The 17,149-nt window shown below is 70.4% G+C and carries 17 protein-coding genes; 14 read left to right on the forward strand and 3 right to left on the reverse strand.

Annotation, left to right across the window (positions count from 1 at the left end):
• Positions 1 to 22: 22 nt before the first annotated feature.
• Entirely contained in the window at positions 23 to 1,222 is a 1,200-nt protein-coding gene (locus ACS3YM_RS00930) for a glycoside hydrolase family 16 protein (RefSeq protein ID WP_439938174.1), read from the reverse strand.
• A 123-nt stretch (positions 1,223 to 1,345) separates the two neighbouring features.
• Here ACS3YM_RS00930 and ACS3YM_RS00935 point away from each other — a divergent pair, with 123 nt between their 5' ends.
• A complete protein-coding gene (locus ACS3YM_RS00935) occupies positions 1,346 to 1,981 on the forward strand; it encodes an MBL fold metallo-hydrolase (protein WP_439938175.1) in 636 nt (211 codons plus the stop codon).
• 14 nt (positions 1,982 to 1,995) lie between these two features.
• Here the strand turns inward: ACS3YM_RS00935 and ACS3YM_RS00940 are convergent, their stop codons facing one another.
• On the reverse strand, positions 1,996 to 3,255 hold the full coding sequence (locus ACS3YM_RS00940; RefSeq protein WP_439938176.1) for an isochorismate synthase: 1,260 nt from the start codon (positions 3,253 to 3,255) through the stop codon (positions 1,996 to 1,998).
• 119 nt (positions 3,256 to 3,374) lie between these two features.
• Between ACS3YM_RS00940 and ACS3YM_RS00945 the strand changes: the two genes are divergently transcribed.
• Complete coding sequence (locus tag ACS3YM_RS00945) at positions 3,375 to 4,562, forward strand: AMP-binding protein (protein ID WP_439938177.1); 1,188 nt, start codon at positions 3,375 to 3,377, stop codon at positions 4,560 to 4,562.
• Between the two features lie 8 nt (positions 4,563 to 4,570).
• Here ACS3YM_RS00945 and ACS3YM_RS00950 read toward each other — a convergent pair whose 3' ends face one another.
• Positions 4,571 to 5,584 carry a L,D-transpeptidase family protein gene (locus ACS3YM_RS00950; protein WP_439938178.1) on the reverse strand — a complete coding sequence of 338 codons (1,014 nt, stop codon included), beginning with the start codon at positions 5,582 to 5,584 and terminating at the stop codon, positions 4,571 to 4,573.
• A gap of 98 nt (positions 5,585 to 5,682) precedes the next feature.
• Between ACS3YM_RS00950 and ACS3YM_RS00955 the strand changes: the two genes are divergently transcribed.
• The 12 genes from ACS3YM_RS00955 to nuoK all read left to right on the forward strand — a co-directional run bounded on the left by ACS3YM_RS00955 (position 5,683) and on the right by nuoK (position 17,139).
• On the forward strand, positions 5,683 to 6,372 hold the full coding sequence (locus ACS3YM_RS00955; RefSeq protein WP_439938179.1) for a demethylmenaquinone methyltransferase: 690 nt from the start codon (positions 5,683 to 5,685) through the stop codon (positions 6,370 to 6,372).
• Positions 6,373 to 6,554: 182 nt separating this feature from the next.
• Positions 6,555 to 6,914, forward strand: coding sequence for an NADH-quinone oxidoreductase subunit A (locus ACS3YM_RS00960; protein ID WP_056907086.1), 360 nt, complete (start codon positions 6,555 to 6,557; stop codon positions 6,912 to 6,914).
• 1 nt (position 6,915) lies between these two features.
• Positions 6,916 to 7,470, forward strand: coding sequence for a NuoB/complex I 20 kDa subunit family protein (locus tag ACS3YM_RS00965; RefSeq protein ID WP_439938180.1), 555 nt, complete (start codon positions 6,916 to 6,918; stop codon positions 7,468 to 7,470).
• A gap of 53 nt (positions 7,471 to 7,523) precedes the next feature.
• A complete protein-coding gene (locus ACS3YM_RS00970) occupies positions 7,524 to 8,273 on the forward strand; it encodes an NADH-quinone oxidoreductase subunit C (RefSeq protein WP_439939813.1) in 750 nt (249 codons plus the stop codon).
• A complete protein-coding gene (locus ACS3YM_RS00975; protein WP_439938181.1) occupies positions 8,273 to 9,613 on the forward strand; it encodes an NADH-quinone oxidoreductase subunit D in 1,341 nt (446 codons plus the stop codon). Before ACS3YM_RS00970 ends, ACS3YM_RS00975 begins: the two co-directional genes overlap by 1 nt.
• Positions 9,610 to 10,281, forward strand: coding sequence for an NADH-quinone oxidoreductase subunit NuoE (gene nuoE / locus ACS3YM_RS00980; RefSeq protein ID WP_439938182.1), 672 nt, complete (start codon positions 9,610 to 9,612; stop codon positions 10,279 to 10,281). Before ACS3YM_RS00975 ends, nuoE begins: the two co-directional genes overlap by 4 nt.
• A 60-nt stretch (positions 10,282 to 10,341) precedes the next feature.
• On the forward strand, positions 10,342 to 11,667 hold the full coding sequence (gene nuoF / locus ACS3YM_RS00985) for an NADH-quinone oxidoreductase subunit NuoF (RefSeq protein ID WP_439938183.1): 1,326 nt from the start codon (positions 10,342 to 10,344) through the stop codon (positions 11,665 to 11,667).
• A complete protein-coding gene (locus tag ACS3YM_RS00990) occupies positions 11,664 to 14,126 on the forward strand; it encodes an NADH-quinone oxidoreductase subunit G (RefSeq protein ID WP_439938184.1) in 2,463 nt (820 codons plus the stop codon). Before nuoF ends, ACS3YM_RS00990 begins: the two co-directional genes overlap by 4 nt.
• Positions 14,126 to 15,475 (forward strand): NADH-quinone oxidoreductase subunit NuoH, encoded by a 1,350-nt coding sequence (gene nuoH, locus ACS3YM_RS00995; RefSeq protein ID WP_439938185.1) that lies wholly within the window; start codon positions 14,126 to 14,128, stop codon positions 15,473 to 15,475. The genes ACS3YM_RS00990 and nuoH overlap by 1 nt, the downstream gene beginning before the upstream one ends.
• Positions 15,468 to 16,025, forward strand: coding sequence for an NADH-quinone oxidoreductase subunit NuoI (gene nuoI, locus ACS3YM_RS01000; RefSeq protein ID WP_439938186.1), 558 nt, complete (start codon positions 15,468 to 15,470; stop codon positions 16,023 to 16,025). The genes nuoH and nuoI overlap by 8 nt, the downstream gene beginning before the upstream one ends.
• Positions 16,022 to 16,849, forward strand: coding sequence for an NADH-quinone oxidoreductase subunit J (locus ACS3YM_RS01005; protein ID WP_439938187.1), 828 nt, complete (start codon positions 16,022 to 16,024; stop codon positions 16,847 to 16,849). The genes nuoI and ACS3YM_RS01005 overlap by 4 nt, the downstream gene beginning before the upstream one ends.
• Positions 16,846 to 17,139, forward strand: coding sequence for an NADH-quinone oxidoreductase subunit NuoK (gene nuoK / locus ACS3YM_RS01010; RefSeq protein WP_439938188.1), 294 nt, complete (start codon positions 16,846 to 16,848; stop codon positions 17,137 to 17,139). Before ACS3YM_RS01005 ends, nuoK begins: the two co-directional genes overlap by 4 nt.
• The last annotated feature ends 10 nt before the right edge of the window (positions 17,140 to 17,149 follow it).

Genomic DNA, 17,149 nt, shown 5'->3' on the forward strand with positions numbered 1-17,149 from the left:
GCTGGGTGCGATCAGGTCCTGATCAGGACTGCGGGGTCTCCCACACGCGGACCCAGTCGACGTACATGTGCTGCGGGAGCTTCTTGTCGGGCAGCTCCAGCGCCTCGTAGTCGGAGGCGAGCAGGCTCAGGATGAGGTACTGCTGCGCCTTGGAGACGCGGGCCGACGTGCGCCAGGTCTCCTTGCCGTCGATGCGGAAGATGATCACGTTGGGCGTCCACTGCACCGAGAAGACGTGGTAGTTCTTCGACCAGTTGTCGCGCTTGTTCTTCAGGAACGTCTTCGAGTCCTTGATCCACGAGCCGGTCTTGATCAGGCGCTTGCCCTTGTACCAGTGGATGAAGCTGGTGAGCCCACCCTGCGGGTGCTTGTCACCGAAGTACTCGATGATGTCGATCTCGTGGCCGTCGCTGCCGGGCTTGTTCTCGCCGACCGGCTGCATCCAGAAGCTGGCGTGCTGGCCCTGCATCTTCTGCATCTTGATGCGGGCGGCGGCGACGCCGTACTTGAAGTTGAAGCCGCTCTGCGTGCCGACGTGGCCGTTGAGGCGGTAGCTGATCTTCTTGGTCTCCTTGCGGGAGACGGCCTTGCACTTGCCCTTGTGCTTGCGGTCCTTGATGACGCTCAGGCGCAGGGTGCCGCCGCCGACCTTGACGGCCTTGGGGTCACCCTTGGAGCACTTGCGCTTGCTCTTGGGCTCGTAGTCCTGGCCGCGCATGCCCCAGGCGGGGTTGAGGGTGGTGCCCGAGAACTCGTCGCTGAAGGTGGGCGTCAGCCACCGGTCGGTGGTCGCGGTGGCGCTGGTGACCGACTTGAGGCCCTCGTACTTCATGGCCGTGGCGCGGTAGGTGAGCGGGAGCCCGCTCTTGGAGACCAGCGCGGAGAACTGGGCGCGACCGGCCTTGTCCTGCTTGGCCGTGCCCACCTTCTTCCACGTGGTGCCGTCGAGCTGCTCGAGGACGACCTTGCGGCCGACCTCGGCGGGCTTGATCGTCGCGGTCACTGCTGCCTTGGCCGAGTCCGCGCTGGCCGTGCCCCGACCCTGCTGGACGATCTGGGGGAGCACCTCCAGCGAGATCCTCTGACCGGCCTTCTTGGTGACCGACGTCGACGCGGGCTGTGCCGCGGAGTCGGTCGCCGAGCCGGTCTCGGCGTTCAGGAGCAGGGACGCGGGCAGGAGCAGCGCGGCGACGCTGCCTGCGAGCACGCGGCGTGCAGACATGTGAACTCTCTTCGTCTCGGGTGCGATTGGCATTTCCCCCAGGGCACTCCACCCGCAGAGGCTGCACCACCATAACCACGCACCCCACGCGTATGACGATTCGACGGGCCTACATTGGGAGTCATGCGGATCACCAAGTTCGGCCATGCGTGCGTGCGGATCCAGGGCGACGGAGGGGTCGTCGTGGTGGACCCGGGGGTGTTCACCGACCTCGCTGCGCTCGAGGGCGCCGACGCCGTGCTGATCACCCACGAGCACCCCGACCACGTCCATCCCGACCACCTCCGCGGGAGCGACGTGCCGATCTGGACCATCGCGGCGGTCGAGCGGTTGCTGCGCCAGCAGGCACCTGAGGTGGCCGAGCGCGTCACCGTCGTACGACCCGGCGACCGGCTCGAGGTCGCCGGCACGTCGGTGGAGGTGGTCGGCGAGAAGCACGCGGTCATCCACCCCGACTACGACCGCTTCGACAACTCCGGCTACGTCCTCGAGTCGGGCGGCGCCAGCGTCTACCACCCGGGCGACGCCCTGACCCCGCCCGGTCGCGCGGTCGACGTGCTGCTCGCGCCCGTGAGCGCGCCGTGGCTCAAGGTCAGCGAGGCGATCGACTTCGTCCGGGAGGTCGCGGCTGCGACCTCGCTCGGGATCCACGACCGCGTCTACAGCGACATCGGGCTCGACATGGTGGCGACCCACATGGCCAACCTGCTGCCCGAGGGCCAGGTCTTCGAGCGGCGCGAGGCCGGACAGGACCTGTAGGCGGTCAGCCGGCGTCAGTCCGCCTCGAGCGCGTCGCGCACCGGCACGAACTTCGCCTGCGACTCGGCCAGCTCGGCCTCGGGGTCCGAGCTCGCGACGATGCCGCAGCCGGCGAAGAGCCGGACGCCGCCGTCGGTGACCATCGCCGAGCGCAGCGCGATGCCCCACTCGCCGTCGCCGGAGGCGTCCATCCAGCCGACCGGACCGGCGTAGCGGTCGCGGGGCATGCCCTCGATCTCGGCGATGAGCTCCACCGCGGCCGGGGTCGGCGTGCCGCCCACCGCGGCGGAGGGGTGCAGCGACTCGGCCAGCTGCAGCGAGGTGGCGACGTCGTGGACGACGCCGTTCACGTCGGTGGCCAGGTGCATGACGTTGGGCAGGTGCAGCACGAAGGGCGCCTCGGGGACGTTCATCGACGAGCAGTGCGGCTCGAGGGCGTCGGCGACCGAGCGCACGGCGTACTCGTGCTCCTCCAGGTCCTTCGACGAGCGGGCGAGGGTCGCCGCCAGGGCGAGGTCGCGCTCGTCGTCACCCGTACGCCGGATCGTGCCGGCCAGCACCCGGGAGGTGACCAGGCCGCGCTCGCGCCGCACCAGCATCTCGGGGGTGGCGCCGAACAGGCCGTCGACGTGGAACGTCCAGCACATCTCGTACTGGTCGGCGAGGCGGCGCAGCGGCCAGCGGACGTCGAGGGGCTCGTCGGTGGCGGCGATCAGGTCGCGGGCGAGCACGACCTTCTCCAGGTCGCCGGACGCGATGCGGCCGACGGCCTCGGCGACGACCGTCATCCACTCCTCGCCGTTGCGGGCGCCGTCGGAGAAGACCAGGCCGACGGGCGGCTGGGGTGCGGGGGTCGGGGCGAGGCTCGGGGCCTCGACCGAGACCGTCGTGAGCCAGGTGCGGTCACCCCGGCGGCCGACGACGACCTGTGGGATCACGAGCACCGAGTCGCCCGGCTCGTCGGCGAAGGCGAACGTCCCGAAGCAGACCAGTCCGCTGCCGGGCTCGCCGACGCCGTCGTCGACCTGCGCGCGGGCCACCGTCTCCGACCACCACTTGTCGGCGTCGCTGAACCGGGTGGGACCCGAGGTCTCCAGGCGGGCCGCGACGCCCCAGCCGACCAGGCCCTCACCACGGCGCAGCCAGCTGACCGGCTCCTGCTGGGGCAGCAGGTCGAGGAGCGGGAGGTCTGCCAGGTCCACCGGGACGGTGCGCACCACGAGCGGCGCAGCTGGTCCGGGGCTGGGCGCGGACGCGGACGCGGGGGTCGTCACGAGGGGGCAGCCTACGCCCGCGTGCACAGCGGGCCGGCGGGAGATCGGGCAAACGGCGAACAGGAGGGGTTCGTGTCGCCTAGGTTGCGTCGGTACACCACGTCCGGAGGAGTCCGCAAGTGCCTGTTCAGGAATCGCCGCTCGCGCGTCTGGAGCGCCACGCGCGCGCCCGCTCCCTCGAGGTCGCGGTGGTCGAGCAGGCCGGGGACTCCTGGGTCTCGCTCACCTGGAACGAGCTCTACCGCCGCGTCATCGACGGCGCTGCCGGGATGATCGACGCCGGCGTCAACCCGGGGCAGGTCGTCGTCATCCGCGTCCCCACCGGCATCCGGCAGCTCGAGCTCGAGCTCGCCACGCGGGTGGCGGGCGCCGTGCCCGTGCTGCTCCCGGACCACATGGACCAGGCTGAGGTCGGGCGGCTCCTCGACGACATCGAGGTGCGCCTCGTGATCGTCGACCACGAGAGCCGCCTCGCCCTGCTCAGGCGCGCCGGCCTCATGGACGCCCAGCTCTTCGAGTGCGACGACAGGTCCTGGGAGCGGCTGCGTGCGATGGGCCTCGACCGGCGCAAGCGCCAGGCCGACGTGCTCTCGTGGGTCGACGCCGCACGCACCGGTGCGCCCTCGGGCGCCGTCCTCGGCCTGCCCCGCGAGAAGAGCCTGGCCTGGCTCTTCCGCCCGGAGGCGTCGGGTGCGCTGTCCGACCTGAGGGCCGACGACGTGGTGCTGCTCACCGGCGAGGCCACCGACCGCTTCACGACCGTCGTCCGCGACGCCCACCTGACGAGCGGCTGCACCCTCGCCTGGGTGGAGACGCCCGCCCAGCTCGAGGCGGCGCTCGCGCACGTCCGGCCGACGCACGTCTTCCTCGACCACGTGGCCGCCCGGGTCCTGGAGGATCTCCTGGAGGCCGCCCGGATCGACGGCGTCGCCTGGCACGAGACGCCTCGCGAGGTCCTCGAGGCCACCTCGGCGCGGGTTGCCGAGGCTCGGCTCAGCTCGCGCACCAAGAAGCTCGCGGCCGAGGTCGAGGCGCTGGCGCCCTGGTGGGGCGACCGGCTTCGCGTGCTCGTCCTCGACACCCGCGTCAACCGGACCATCAGCGGACTGGCCGCGACCCTCGGCTTCCGGATCGGGCGCATCGCCCACCACCCGGCGATCAGGCTCGACCTGGCGGGCGAGTACGCCGTCGTGCCCGTCCCGGCGCCGTCCACGGTCCAGGTCGTCGAGGAGGCCCTGCCGCGGCGCGGGCGCGCCGGCGCCGGCCTGGACGCCGCCTTCTCCCTCGCGGGGTCCGCGGAAGCCTGAACCCCGCCTCAGGAGCGGTAGACGATCACCTTGTCGCCGAGGCGGACCTGGTCGAAGAGCCACGCGACGGCCGCGCGGTCCCGCACGTTGACGCACCCGTGGGACGCCCCGTTGTAGCCGTTGGCGGCGAAGTCGGGGGAGTAGTGCACGGCCTGACCGCCGGAGAAGAACATCGCAAACGGCATCGAGGTGTCGTAGAGGCTCGAGACATGGTCGCGCGACTTGCGGAAGACCGCGAACGCGCCCTCCCTGGTCGGCAGCTCGTCGGAGCCGAAGCGGACCTCGACGTCCTTCAGCACGACACCGTCCACCACCCAGCGGAGCGTGCGCGAGGTCTTGTCCACGCACATCGCCCGCCCGGTCACGCACCGCGGGTCGAGGGCGGGGCCCTGGGGCACGATGTTGAACAGCTCGGCCTTCGTCGGCTCGCGGGTCATGTCCTTGAGCCGCTCGAGCGTGCGGCGGTCGACCTGGCCGGTGACCGGGATCCGGCGCTTGGCCTGGAAGCCGCGCACCGCCTCGACCGTCGAGCGCGTGTAGCGGCCCGTCACCCGGGCGTCGTACCAGCGCACCTGCTTGAGGCGGGCCTGGACCTGACGCACCCACATGCCCGTGTCGCCGCGCTCGAGGAGGGGGCGACCGGGGACGTAGACGTTGTGCAGCGCGTCGGTGGTCGGCTCGGTGGTGAGCGACACGAGCTTGAGCCAGGTGCGCTCGTCGACCACCCCGTCGGCGGTCCAGCCGCGGCGCCGCTGGAAGGTGGCCACCCCGGCACGCGTCTCCGCGTCGTAGTGGTTGGTCACCACCTCCGAGTGCAGGCCGAGCTGGTGGAGCCGGCTCTGGAGCACGCGGACGCGCCAGGCGGTCTCGCCCGGACGCATCGGCGCGAACTCGGCCCTCGCCGAGGCGCTCGCGGCGCCGGCGGGGCCTGCGACGACGGTCAGGGTGCCCCACGAGCAGAGCAGGGCGAGGAGCAGGGCGGTGAGGCGGCGCGACGTGAGGCGCGGCATGAGGTGTGGCATCGGTGGTCCCCCGAGACGTGGTGAGGTGTTCGAGTGTAAGGACGTCCGGGGACACCCCGCGTTGCACGTCCCGGGAAACGGAGGCCTACGCTCGGCGCGTGGCCCGCGCTGACCTGGACAAGCAACCCTCCGACGTACGTCGCATGTTCGACACCGTGGCCAAGCGCTACGACCTGACCAACGACCTGATGACGGCCGGCATCCAGCGCAGCTGGCGCCGGTCGATGGTCGAGGCCGTGGCCCCGCAACGGGGCGACCTCGTCCTCGACCTGGCCGCCGGCACCGGTTGCTCCAGCGAGCCGTTCTCCGCCCACGGTGCCACGGCCGTGCCGTGCGACTTCTCCGTCGGGATGCTCCGCCAGGGCAAGAAGGACCGCCCCGGGCTGCCCTTCGTGGCCGGCGACGGCACCCGGCTGCCGTTCCTCGACGACACCTTCGACGCGGTGACCATCTCCTACGGCCTGCGCAACTTCGTCGACCCCGTGGCCGGGCTGAAGGAGATGCACCGCGTGACCCGCCCCGGCGGACGCCTGGTGGTCTGCGAGTTCAGCCGCCCCACCAACGCAGCGCTGCGGACGGTCTACCTCGACGGCTTCATGCAGGCCCTGCCGAGGATCGCCTCGCTGACCGCCAGCGCGGCCGACGCCTACGTCTACCTGGCCGAGTCCATCCGGGCCTGGCCCGACCAGGCGGGGCTCGCCGAGATGGTGGCGGAGGCGGGCTGGCGGCAGCCGGAGTGGCGCAACCTGACGGGTGGCATCGTCGCTCTGCACCGGGCCACCGCCTGACCCATTTAGGGTACGTCCGCGTCACCTAAATCCGCAGGTCAGAGGCGCTGATCGAGGTCCAGACCCCGACGTGGCGCACGTCGCACCGGAGTCCTAGACTGTGGCCCGCGCCACTCGTGAAGCCATTCACAAAGTCACATGTCTTCACCCGATTCGGGCGCAGGTCCACCGGAAGGGAAGCGATGGAGCTCTACACGCCGATCCTCGCGCTGGCACTCATCGCGACGGGTTTCGCGGTCTTCTCCGTGATCATGAGTGCCTTCATCGGCCCGAAGCGCTACAACCGGGCGAAGCTCGACTCCTACGAGTGCGGCATCGAGCCCACGCCGCAGCCCGTCGGCGGCGGCCGGTTCCCGGTGAAGTACTTCATCACCGCGATGCTCTTCATCGTCTTCGACATCGAGATCATCTTCTTGTACCCGTGGGCCGTCCACTTCGACGCGATGCGCCTGTTCGGCCTCGTCGAGATGGTCCTCTTCATCGCGACTGTGTTCGTGGCGTACGCCTACGTGTGGCGCCGCGGCGGATTGGACTGGGACTGACATGGGTCTCGAGGAGAAGCTGCCCAGCGGCGTCCTGCTGACGACCGTCGAGGGCGTCGCCGGCTACATGCGCAAGGCGTCGTTCTGGCCCGCCACCTTCGGCCTGGCCTGCTGTGCCATCGAGATGATGACCACCGGCGCCCCCAAGTACGACCTCGCGCGCTTCGGCATGGAGGTCTTCCGGGCCAGCCCGCGCCAGGCCGACCTGATGATCGTGGCCGGCCGGGTGAGCCAGAAGATGGCCCCGGTCCTCCGCCAGATCTACGACCAGATGCCCGAGCCCAAGTGGGTGCTCGCGATGGGCGTCTGCGCCTCGTCGGGCGGCATGTTCAACAACTACGCCATCGTGCAGGGCGTGGACCACGTCGTGCCGGTCGACATGTACCTCCCCGGCTGCCCGCCGCGACCGGAGATGCTGATCGACGCGATCCTCAAGCTGCACGACCAGGTCCAGCACAGCAAGCTGGGCGTCAACCGCCGCAACGAGATCGCCGAGCTCGAGACCAACGCGCTGCGCGCCCTGCCCACCTCGGAGATGAAGGGCCTGCTGCGGTGAGCGACGACAAGAGCGACAAGAACGAGTCGGCCCGGCCCGCCGAGGAGCGCAACCTGGAGGCGGCGAAGGACAAGACCGGCACCGGCAGCGGTGTCGGGCAGCCGGCGACCGAGCAGTCCCCGGAGAACGTCCCGGCACCGACCGGCGAGGTGCGCTCCGTGGGCGTACGCCACGGCATGTTCGGCACGTCCGGCACCGGCGACACCTCGGGCTACGGCGGGCTGGTCAGCGCCAAGGTGTTCCCGGCCCCGTCCCAGAAGCCCTACGGCGGCTGGTTCGACGACGTGTCCGACGCGCTGGAGGCGCGGCTCGAGGCCACCGAGCTGACCTCCGCGATCGAGAGCGTCGTGGTGCACCGCGGCGAGATCACCTTCCACGTACGTCGTGAGGACCTGCCCTTCGTGGCGCAGATGCTGCGTGACGACGAGGCGCTGCGCTTCGAGTTCTGCTCCGGCGTCAGCGGTGTCCACTACCCCGACGACACCGGTCGCGAGCTGCACGCCGTCTACCACCTCACGTCGATGACCCACAACCGGCGCATCCGGCTCGAGGTCACGGCCCCCGACAGCGACCCGCACGTGCCCAGCCTGGTGAGCATCTACCCGACGCTCGACTGGCACGAGCGCGAGACCTACGACATGTTCGGGCTGATCTTCGACGGTCACCCCGCACTGACCCGGGTGCTCATGCCGGACGACTGGCCGGGCCACCCGCAGCGCAAGGACTACCCGCTCGGCGGCATCCCCGTGGAGTACAAGGGCGGGTCCATCCCTCCGCCGGACCAGCGAAGGTCGTACAACTGATGACTACAGAGCAGGACTTCTACGCCGCTCCCGGCGACACCAGCCAGGGACGCGTGTTCACCGTCACCGGCCAGGACTGGGACTCGATCACGCAGAGCATCGGCGAGTCCGCCGAGGAGCGGGTCGTGGTCAACATGGGCCCGCAGCACCCGTCGACCCACGGCGTGCTCCGGCTCATCCTCGAGCTCGAGGGCGAGACGGTGACCGAGGCCCGCTGCGGCATCGGCTACCTCCACACCGGCATCGAGAAGAACATGGAGTACCGCTCCTGGGTGCAGGGCACGACCTTCTGCACGCGGATGGACTACCTCTCGCCGTTCTACAACGAGCTGGCCTACGTCCTCGGCGTCGAGCGGCTGCTCGACATCGAGGACGACATCCCCGAGAAGGCGGAGGTGATGCGAGTCCTGCTCATGGAGCTCAACCGCATCTCCTCCCACCTGGTCTGCATCGCCACCGGCGGCATGGAGATCGGCGCCCTCACCGTGATGACGATCGGTTTCCGCGAGCGTGAGCTCGTGCTCGACCTGTTCGAGCTGATCACGGGCCTGCGCATGAACCACGCGTTCATCCGCCCCGGCGGTGTCGCGCAGGACCTGCCGCCCGGCGCGCTCGACGAGATCCGCGACTTCATCACGCTGATGAAGAAGCGCCTCCCGGAGTACGCCGCCCTCTGCAACGCCAACCCGATCTTCAAGGGTCGGCTCGAGGGCGTCGGCCACCTCGACCTGGCCGGCTGCCTGGCCCTCGGCCTCACCGGCCCGGTGCTCCGGTCCACCGGTTACGCCTGGGACCTGCGCAAGACCCAGCCCTACAGCGGCTACGAGGACTACGACTTCGAGGTCCAGACCTGGGACACCTGCGACTCCTACGGCCGGTTCCGCATCCGGCTCAACGAGATGTGGGAGTCGCTCAAGATCGTCGAGCAGTGCGCCGACCGCCTGGCCGGTCTCGAGGGCGCCCCGGTGATGGTGGGCGACAAGAAGATCGCCTGGCCCAGCCAGCTCGCGATCGGCAGCGACGGCATGGGCAACAGCCTCGACCACATCCGCCACATCATGGGCGAGTCGATGGAGGCGCTGATCCACCACTTCAAGCTGGTCACCGAGGGCTTCCGGGTCCCGGCCGGCCAGGCCTACGTCCCGATCGAGTCCCCCCGAGGCGAGCTGGGCGCCCACGTCGTCTCCGACGGCGGCACGCGTCCCTTCCGCGCGCACTTCCGGGACCCGTCGTTCACGAACCTGCAGGCGACGAGCGTGATGAGCGAGGGCGGCATGGTCGCCGACGTCATCGTCGCCATCGCGTCCATCGACCCCGTGATGGGAGGCGTCGACCGATGACGACCGACAACAGCGCCGAGTCCAGGCTCGACGACAAGACCTGGGGAGAGCTGCGCGAGATCGCGGCCCGCTACCCCGAGGCCCGTTCCGGCCTGCTCCCGATGCTGCACCTCGTGCAGTCGGTGGAGGGCCGGATCACGCCCGAGGGCATCGAGGCCTGCGCCGAGGTCCTCGGCATCAGCGCCGCCGAGGTCAACGGCGTGGCGACCTTCTACACGATGTACAAGCGCAAGCCGGTCGGCGACTACCACGTCGGCGTGTGCACCAACACGCTCTGCGCGGTCATGGGCGGTGACCTGATCTTCGAGCGGCTCAAGGAGCACCTCGACGTCGGCAACGACGAGACCACCGCGGACGGCAAGGTCACGCTGGAGCACATCGAGTGCAACGCGGCCTGCGACTACGCCCCGGTGATGATGGTCAACTGGGAGTTCATGGACAACCAGACGCCCGAGTCCGCCGTCCAGGCCGTCGACGACCTGCGCGCCGGCAAGGAGGTCCACTCCACGCGTGGCCCGAGGCTCGGCACCTGGCGCGAGGCCGAGCGCGTGCTCGCCGGCTTCCCCGACGACCGTGCCGACGAGGGTCCGACCGCCGGTCCCGCCTCGCTGGCCGGCCTGAAGCTCGCCCGTGAGAAGGGCTGGACGGCTCCGGAGGGAGAGAAGTGACCGTGTCTCGATACACCGCTCGCAAGCTCGCGGCACTCGACAACCGAGAGGGGTCACTTCGTGGCTGACACATTGACCCCGGTCCTCACCGACAACTGGGACGCCGAGCGTGCCTGGACCCTGGCGGCCTACGAGGAGCGCGGCGGCTACGCCGCCCTCGACAAGGCGTTCGCGATGGCTCCGGACGACGTGATCAACGCGGTCAAGGAGTCCGGCCTGCGCGGCCGCGGCGGTGCAGGCTTCCCCACCGGCATGAAGTGGGGCTTCATCCCGCAGGACAACCCGAAGCCGAAGTACCTCGTCGTCAACGCCGACGAGTCCGAGCCGGGCACCTGCAAGGACATCCCGCTCATGATGGCCAGCCCGCACACGCTGGTCGAGGGCGTCATCGTCAGCTCCTACGCGATCCGCGCCAACACGGCGTTCATCTACGTCCGCGGCGAGGTCCTCCACGTGATCCGCCGCCTGCAGCGCGCGGTCCAGGAGGCCTACCTGGCCGGCCACCTCGGCAAGAACATCCACGGCACGGGCTACGACCTCGACCTGGTCGTGCACGCCGGTGCGGGTGCCTACATCTGTGGCGAGGAGACGGCGCTGCTCGAGGGCCTCGAGGGTCGTCGCGGCCAACCGCGCCTGCGCCCGCCGTTCCCGGCCGTCGCCGGTCTCTACGCCAGCCCCACCGTCATCAACAACGTCGAGTCGATCGCCTCGGTGCCGAGCATCATCAACCACGGCCCCGCCTGGTTCGCCTCGATGGGCACCGAGAAGTCGCAGGGCTACGGCATCTTCAGCCTCTCGGGCCACGTGACCAACCCCGGCCAGTACGAAGCCCCGCTGGGCATCACCCTGCGCCAGCTCATCGACCTCGCCGGCGGCATCCGCGAGGGTCACGAGCTCAAGTTCTGGACGCCCGGCGGCTCGAGCACCCCGCTCCTCACCCCCGAGCACCTCGACGTGCCCCTCGACTTCGAGTCGGTCGGCGCGGCGGGGTCCATGCTCGGCACCCGCGCGCTGCAGATCTTCGACGAGACCACGTGCGTGGTCCGCGCCGTCCTGCGGTGGACCGAGTTCTACAAGCACGAGTCCTGCGGCAAGTGCACCCCGTGCCGCGAGGGCACGTGGTGGCTCACCCAGACGATGGCCCGGCTGGAGAAGGGGCAGGGGAGCGAGTCCGACCTCGACCTGCTGCTCGACCAGTGCGACAACATCCTGGGCCGTGCCTTCTGCGCCCTCGGCGACGGTGCGACCAGCCCGATCTCGAGCTCGATCCAGCACTTCCGCGACGAGTACCTCGCGCACCTGACCCATGGCGGCTGCCCGTTCGACCCAGCCGCCTCGACCGCCTTCCCCTCCTCGACCGACACTGCTGTGGGAGCCAACGCATGACCGCGACGGACAAGGCGCCCGAGAAGGTCGACACCGACCTCGTCACCGTCACCATCGACGGCATCCAGGTCGGCGTCCCCAAGGACACCCTGGTGATCCGCGCCGCCGAGCAGGTCGGCGTACAGATCCCGCGCTTCTGCGACCACCCGCTGCTCGCGCCGGTCGGCGCCTGCCGCCAGTGCCTGGTCGACGTGCCCGACGCCGGCAACGGCCGTGGCTTCCCCAAGCCTCAGGCGTCCTGCACCCTGCCGGTCGCCGAGGGGATGGTCGTCAACACCCAGGCCACGAGCGAGGTGGCCGACAAGGCCCAGCAGGGGATCATGGAGTTCCTGCTGATCAACCACCCGCTCGACTGCCCGGTCTGCGACAAGGGCGGCGAGTGCCCCCTGCAGAACCAGGCGATGAGCAACGGCCGTGGCGAGAGCCGGTTCTCGGAGTCCGGTGGCATCAAGCGCACCTTCCCCAAGCCGATCAACATCTCCGCCCAGGTCCTGCTCGACCGCGAGCGCTGCGTGCTGTGCGCGCGGTGCACCCGCTTCTCCGAGCAGATCGCCGGTGACCCGTTCATCGCCCTCGCCGAGCGCGGCGCGCTGCAGCAGGTCGCGATCTACGAGCGCGAGCCCTACGAGAGCTACTTCTCCGGCAACGCCATCCAGATCTGCCCCGTCGGCGCGCTGACGTCGGCCGACTACCGCTTCCGCTCCCGCCCGTTCGACCTGGTCTCGACGCCCGGTGTCGCCGAGCACGACGCCTGCGGCGCCGCGATCCGCATCGACCACCGTCGCGGCAAGGTGATGCGTCGCCTGGCCGGCAACGAGCCGGAGATCAACGAGGAGTGGATCAGCGACAAGGACCGCTTCGCGTTCCGCTACACCCAGCTCGAGGACCGGATCACCTACCCGATGGTCCGCGAGACCCTGCCGGACGGGCGGAGGGGTGAGCTGCGGCCTGCCTCGTGGACCGAGGCCTTCGCCGTCGCCGCCCGCGGGCTGCACGAGGCCGGTGCCGGCGCGGTCCTCACCGGCGGTCGCCTGACCGCCGAGGACGCCTACGCCTACGCCAAGTTCGCCCGCGTCGCGCTCGAGACCAACGACGTCGACTTCCGGGCCCGCCCGCACAGCGCGGAGGAGGCGAGCTTCCTGGCCTCGCACGTCGCGCTGTCCGGCAACGTGACCTACGCCGACCTCGAGGCCGCACCCGTCGTGGTGCTCCTCGGCCTCGAGCCCGAGGACGAGGCGGCCACGATCTTCCTGCGCCTGCGCAAGGCGGCCAGGGCCGGTCGTACGCAGGTCGTGTCCGTGGCGCCGTACACCTCGCGCGGCCTGCAGAAGATGGACGGCCGGCTCGTGCAGGCGGCCCCGGGTGCCGAGGTCGACGCCATCGGCTCGCTCAAGGACGCCGAGCACGGCATCACCAAGGACGCCGTCATCCTCGTCGGCGAGCGCCTGGCCGGCACCCACGGTGCACTCGCCGCCGCCGCCGACCTCGCCGCGACGACCGGCGCTCGTCTGGCCTGGGTGCCTCGTCGCGCCGGTGACCGCGGTGCGGTCGAGGCGGGAGCCCTGCCCAACCTGCTGCCCGGTGGCCGTCCCGTCGCCGAGGCCTCGGCGCGCGTCGACGTGGCTGCCGCATGGGGCGTGGAGTCCCTCCCCGGCAAGGCCGGCCGCGACGGCAACGCCATCGTGGCCGCGCTGGCCAAGGGCGACCTCGGCGGCCTGGTCGTCGGTGGAGTCGACCCCGACGACACCAGCGACCCCGCCGCCTTCCGGGCAGCCCTCGACGCCGCCGGCTTCGTGGTCAGCCTCGAGCTGCGCGAGACCGACGTGACCCGCCGGGCCGACGTCGTGCTGCCGGTCGCCCCGGTGGCCGACAAGGCCGGCACCTTCGTCACGTGGGACGGCCGCGCTCGTGACTTCGTGGCGGTCTTCTCCAACCCCGCGTCGCTCCCGGACCTGCGCGTCCTGTCCGGCATCGCCGAGGAGCTCGCTGCGCTGGGGCACGGGGCACCGCTCGGCTTCCGCACGGTCGCCGAGGTGCGCGCCGAGATGCAGGCCCTCGGCCCGTGGGACGGCGCCCGCCCGGCGCTCGACCCCGGCAAGGCGCCGCGCGCTCCCAAGCCCGCCAGGAAGGGCGCCGGCGCGCTGGTCCTGGCCACGTGGAAGCAGCTCGTCGACCTCGGCTCCATGCAGGACGGGGAGGACCACCTGCGCGCCACCGCGCGCACCCCGGTCGTCCGCGTCAGCCGCGCGACGTACGAGTCGGCCTTCGGCCTGCTCGACGAGGGCCAGGAGCCCCTCGCGACCGTCTCCGGTGACCGTGGCAGCGTGACGCTGCCAGTGGTGGTCGCCGACCTGCCCGACGACGTGGTCTGGGTCCCGGCCCGGTCCTTCGGCCGGGGCGTCCTCGCCGAGCTCGCCTCCCCGGGCAGCACGGTCACCCTGAAGGGAGCCTCCCGATGATGGGCACCGCTGTGACGAGCATCCTCGCCGCCGACCTGCCCGATCCCGACCTGGCCCAGTTCGGCCAGGACCCGTGGTGGGTGATCGCGCTCAAGGCCGTCTTCATCTTCCTGGTCCTGGTGCTGCTGACCCTGTTCAACATCTGGTTCGAGCGCCGGGTCGTGGCCCGGATGCAGCACCGCGTCGGCCCCAACGTGCACGGCCCCTTCGGCCTGCTGCAGTCGCTGGCGGACGGCGTGAAGCTCGCGCTGAAGGAGGACATCATCCCCAAGGCGGCCGACAAGGTCGTCTTCCTCCTGGCGCCGGTGATCGCCACCGTGCCCGCCTTCATCACCTGGGCGGTCATCCCGCTCGGTCCCGAGGTCAACTTCTTCGGCCACCGCACGCCGCTGCAGCTCACCGACATGCCGGTGGCGGTGCTCTTCATGCTCGCGATCGCCTCGATCGGCATCTACGGCATCGTGCTCGGCGGCTGGTCCTCCGGCTCGACCTACTCGCTGCTCGGCGGCCTGCGCTCGAGCGCGCAGATGATCTCCTACGAGGTCGCGATGGGCCTGGCCCTGGTGGCGGTCTTCCTCTACGCCGGCTCGATGTCGACGTCGGAGATCGTCGCCGCCCAGGACAAGCTGTGGTTCGGCCTGATCCTGCTGCCGTCGTTCGTCATCTACGTGATCTCGATGGTCGGCGAGACCAACCGTGCGCCCTTCGACCTTCCCGAGGCCGAGGGCGAGCTGGTCGGCGGCTTCCACACCGAGTACTCCAGCCTGAAGTTCGCCCTGTTCTTCCTGGCCGAGTACATCAACCTCGCGACCGTGTCGGCCATCGCGACCACGCTGTTCCTCGGCGGCTGGGCCGCTCCGTGGGGCATCGAGAACGTGTGGGACGGCGCCAACAGCGGCTACTGGCCGCTCCTGTGGTTCTTCGGCAAGGTCTTCATCTTCATCTTCCTGTTCGTCTGGCTGCGCGGCTCGCTGCCCCGCATGCGCTACGACCAGTTCATGGCGTTGGGGTGGAAGGTCCTCATCCCGGTCGCCCTGGCCTGGATCGTGGCCGTCGCGACCATCCGCGTCATCTCGCTCGAGGGCAACATCAACCGCACCTACCTCGTGGCCGCGATCGCCGTGCTGCTCGTCCTCACCGTCGCGCTGATGTTCATCGGCGAGAAGAAGGAGGACGAGGCGCCGGCCGAGGCGAGCGAGGAGCCCCACGACGCGTTCGCCGGCGGGTTCCCCGTCCCGCCGATGCCGGCGGGAGGCGCCGTACGCGGTGCTGCCGCGCCGCTGACGTTCACCCACTCGCCGGGGGGACGCACCACCGTCACCGCTTCAGCGGAGGAGAACCATGAGTGAGTCCAGCCCGGGTTCGAAGGGCGTCAAGGAGAGCCTCTGGGACCCGATCGCCGGGTTCGGCGTCACCTTCCGGACCATGTTCAAGAAGGTCGTCACCGAGCAGTACCCGTTCGAGAAGCTCCCGACCGCGCCCCGCTTCCACGGCCGCCACCAGCTCAACCGCTGGCCCGACGGCCTGGAGAAGTGCATCGGCTGCGAGCTGTGCGCGTGGGCCTGCCCGGCCGACGCGATCTACGTCGAGGGTGCCTCCAACAGCGACGAGCCGGACGCCGACGGCAACAGCCAGCGCTTCAGCCCCGGCGAGCGCTACGGCCGCGTCTACCAGATCAACTACCTGCGCTGCATCCTGTGCGGGCTGTGCATCGAGGCGTGCCCGACGCGCGCGCTGACGATGACCAACGAGTACGAGCTGGCCGACAACAACCGCGCCGACCTGATCTACGAGAAGTCCGACCTGCTGGCCCCGCTGCTGCCCGGCATGGAGCAGCCGCCCCACCCGATGCGCCTGGGTGACGACGAGGGCGACTACTACAGGGGGACCACACGATGACCTTCTGGATCCTCGCCCCGCTGATGGTGGCCGCCGCGCTCGGCATCCTGTTCGTCCGCAAGGCCGTGCACGCCGCGCTGCTGCTGGCCGTCGTGATGATCAGCCTCGCGTTCCTCTACGCGGTCATGGACGCGCCGTTCCTCTTCGCGGTGCAGATCATCGTCTACACCGGCGCCATCCTCATGCTGTTCCTCTTCGTGATGATGCTGATCGGCGTCGACGCCTCCGACTCCGTCGTGGAGACCATCCGCGGCCAGCGGGTGATGGCGGTCCTGCTCGGCCTGGTCTTCGGCACCGTCCTGGTGCTCGGGATCACCCAGGTCACCTTCGGCACCGTGGTCGGCCTCGACGAGGCCAACGCCGGTGGCAACGTGCCGGCCATCGCCAACATCCTGTTCTCCAAGTACGTCTTCGCGTTCGAGGCGACCAGCGCCCTGCTCATCACCGCCGCCCTGGGCGCGATGGTCCTCGCTCACCGCGAGCGCCTCACGCCGAAGGCCACGCAGGCCGACCTCGCCGCGCAACGCCTGCGCGACTACGCCGAGCACGGCAAGCACCTCGGCCCGCTGCCCTCGCCGGGTGTCTACGCCCGCCACAACGCGGTCGACACCCCGGCCCTGCTGCCCGACGGCACCGCCGCCGAGTCCTCGGTCTCCCGCGTCCTCGCGGCCCGCGGCACCGTCCGCTCCGCGCCCGCCCTGGCCGACGACATCGAGGTCGTCACGCAGCAGATCGCCGGCGTCGACGGGCACAGCCCGACGACGATGCCCGAGACCTCCGGCAAGGCCGGCGCCCCCGCCAACACCGAGGAGGACCAGAAGTGAGCGAGTACGTCGTGCTCTCCGCGATCCTGTTCACCATCGGATGCGTGGGCGTGCTCACCCGCCGCAACGCCATCGTGGTGTTCATGTGCGTCGAGCTGATGCTCAACGCGTGCAACCTCGCGTTCGTGGCCTTCGCCCGCCAGCACGGCAACCTCGACGGCCAGATCACCGCCTTCTTCGTGATGGTGGTGGCCGCCGCCGAGGTCGTGATCGGCCTCGCGATCATCATGACCATCTTCCGCACCCGACGCTCGGCCTCGGTCGACGACGCCAGCCTGCTGAAGTACTGAGGGAGCACTC

This window comes from Nocardioides sp. N13(2025) (assembly GCF_051912545.1).
In the GTDB taxonomy this organism is placed as follows: Bacteria; Actinomycetota; Actinomycetes; order Propionibacteriales; family Nocardioidaceae; genus Nocardioides.

What these genes read in the sequence shown, in the direction of transcription:
- ACS3YM_RS00930 (WP_439938174.1), bottom strand. Translation starts at nt 1,222, where the DNA reads ATGTCTGCACGCCGCGTGCTCGCAGGCAGCGTCGCCGCGCTGCTCCTG.
- ACS3YM_RS00935 (WP_439938175.1), top strand. Translation starts at nt 1,346, where the DNA reads ATGCGGATCACCAAGTTCGGCCATGCGTGCGTGCGGATCCAGGGCGAC.
- ACS3YM_RS00950 (WP_439938178.1), bottom strand. Translation starts at nt 5,584, where the DNA reads ATGCCACACCTCATGCCGCGCCTCACGTCGCGCCGCCTCACCGCCCTG.
- ACS3YM_RS00960 (WP_056907086.1), top strand. Translation starts at nt 6,555, where the DNA reads ATGGAGCTCTACACGCCGATCCTCGCGCTGGCACTCATCGCGACGGGT.
- ACS3YM_RS00965 (WP_439938180.1), top strand. Translation starts at nt 6,916, where the DNA reads ATGGGTCTCGAGGAGAAGCTGCCCAGCGGCGTCCTGCTGACGACCGTC.
- ACS3YM_RS00975 (WP_439938181.1), top strand. Translation starts at nt 8,273, where the DNA reads ATGACTACAGAGCAGGACTTCTACGCCGCTCCCGGCGACACCAGCCAG.
- nuoE (WP_439938182.1), top strand. Translation starts at nt 9,610, where the DNA reads ATGACGACCGACAACAGCGCCGAGTCCAGGCTCGACGACAAGACCTGG.
- ACS3YM_RS00990 (WP_439938184.1), top strand. Translation starts at nt 11,664, where the DNA reads ATGACCGCGACGGACAAGGCGCCCGAGAAGGTCGACACCGACCTCGTC.
- nuoH (WP_439938185.1), top strand. Translation starts at nt 14,126, where the DNA reads ATGGGCACCGCTGTGACGAGCATCCTCGCCGCCGACCTGCCCGATCCC.
- nuoI (WP_439938186.1), top strand. Translation starts at nt 15,468, where the DNA reads ATGAGTGAGTCCAGCCCGGGTTCGAAGGGCGTCAAGGAGAGCCTCTGG.
- ACS3YM_RS01005 (WP_439938187.1), top strand. Translation starts at nt 16,022, where the DNA reads ATGACCTTCTGGATCCTCGCCCCGCTGATGGTGGCCGCCGCGCTCGGC.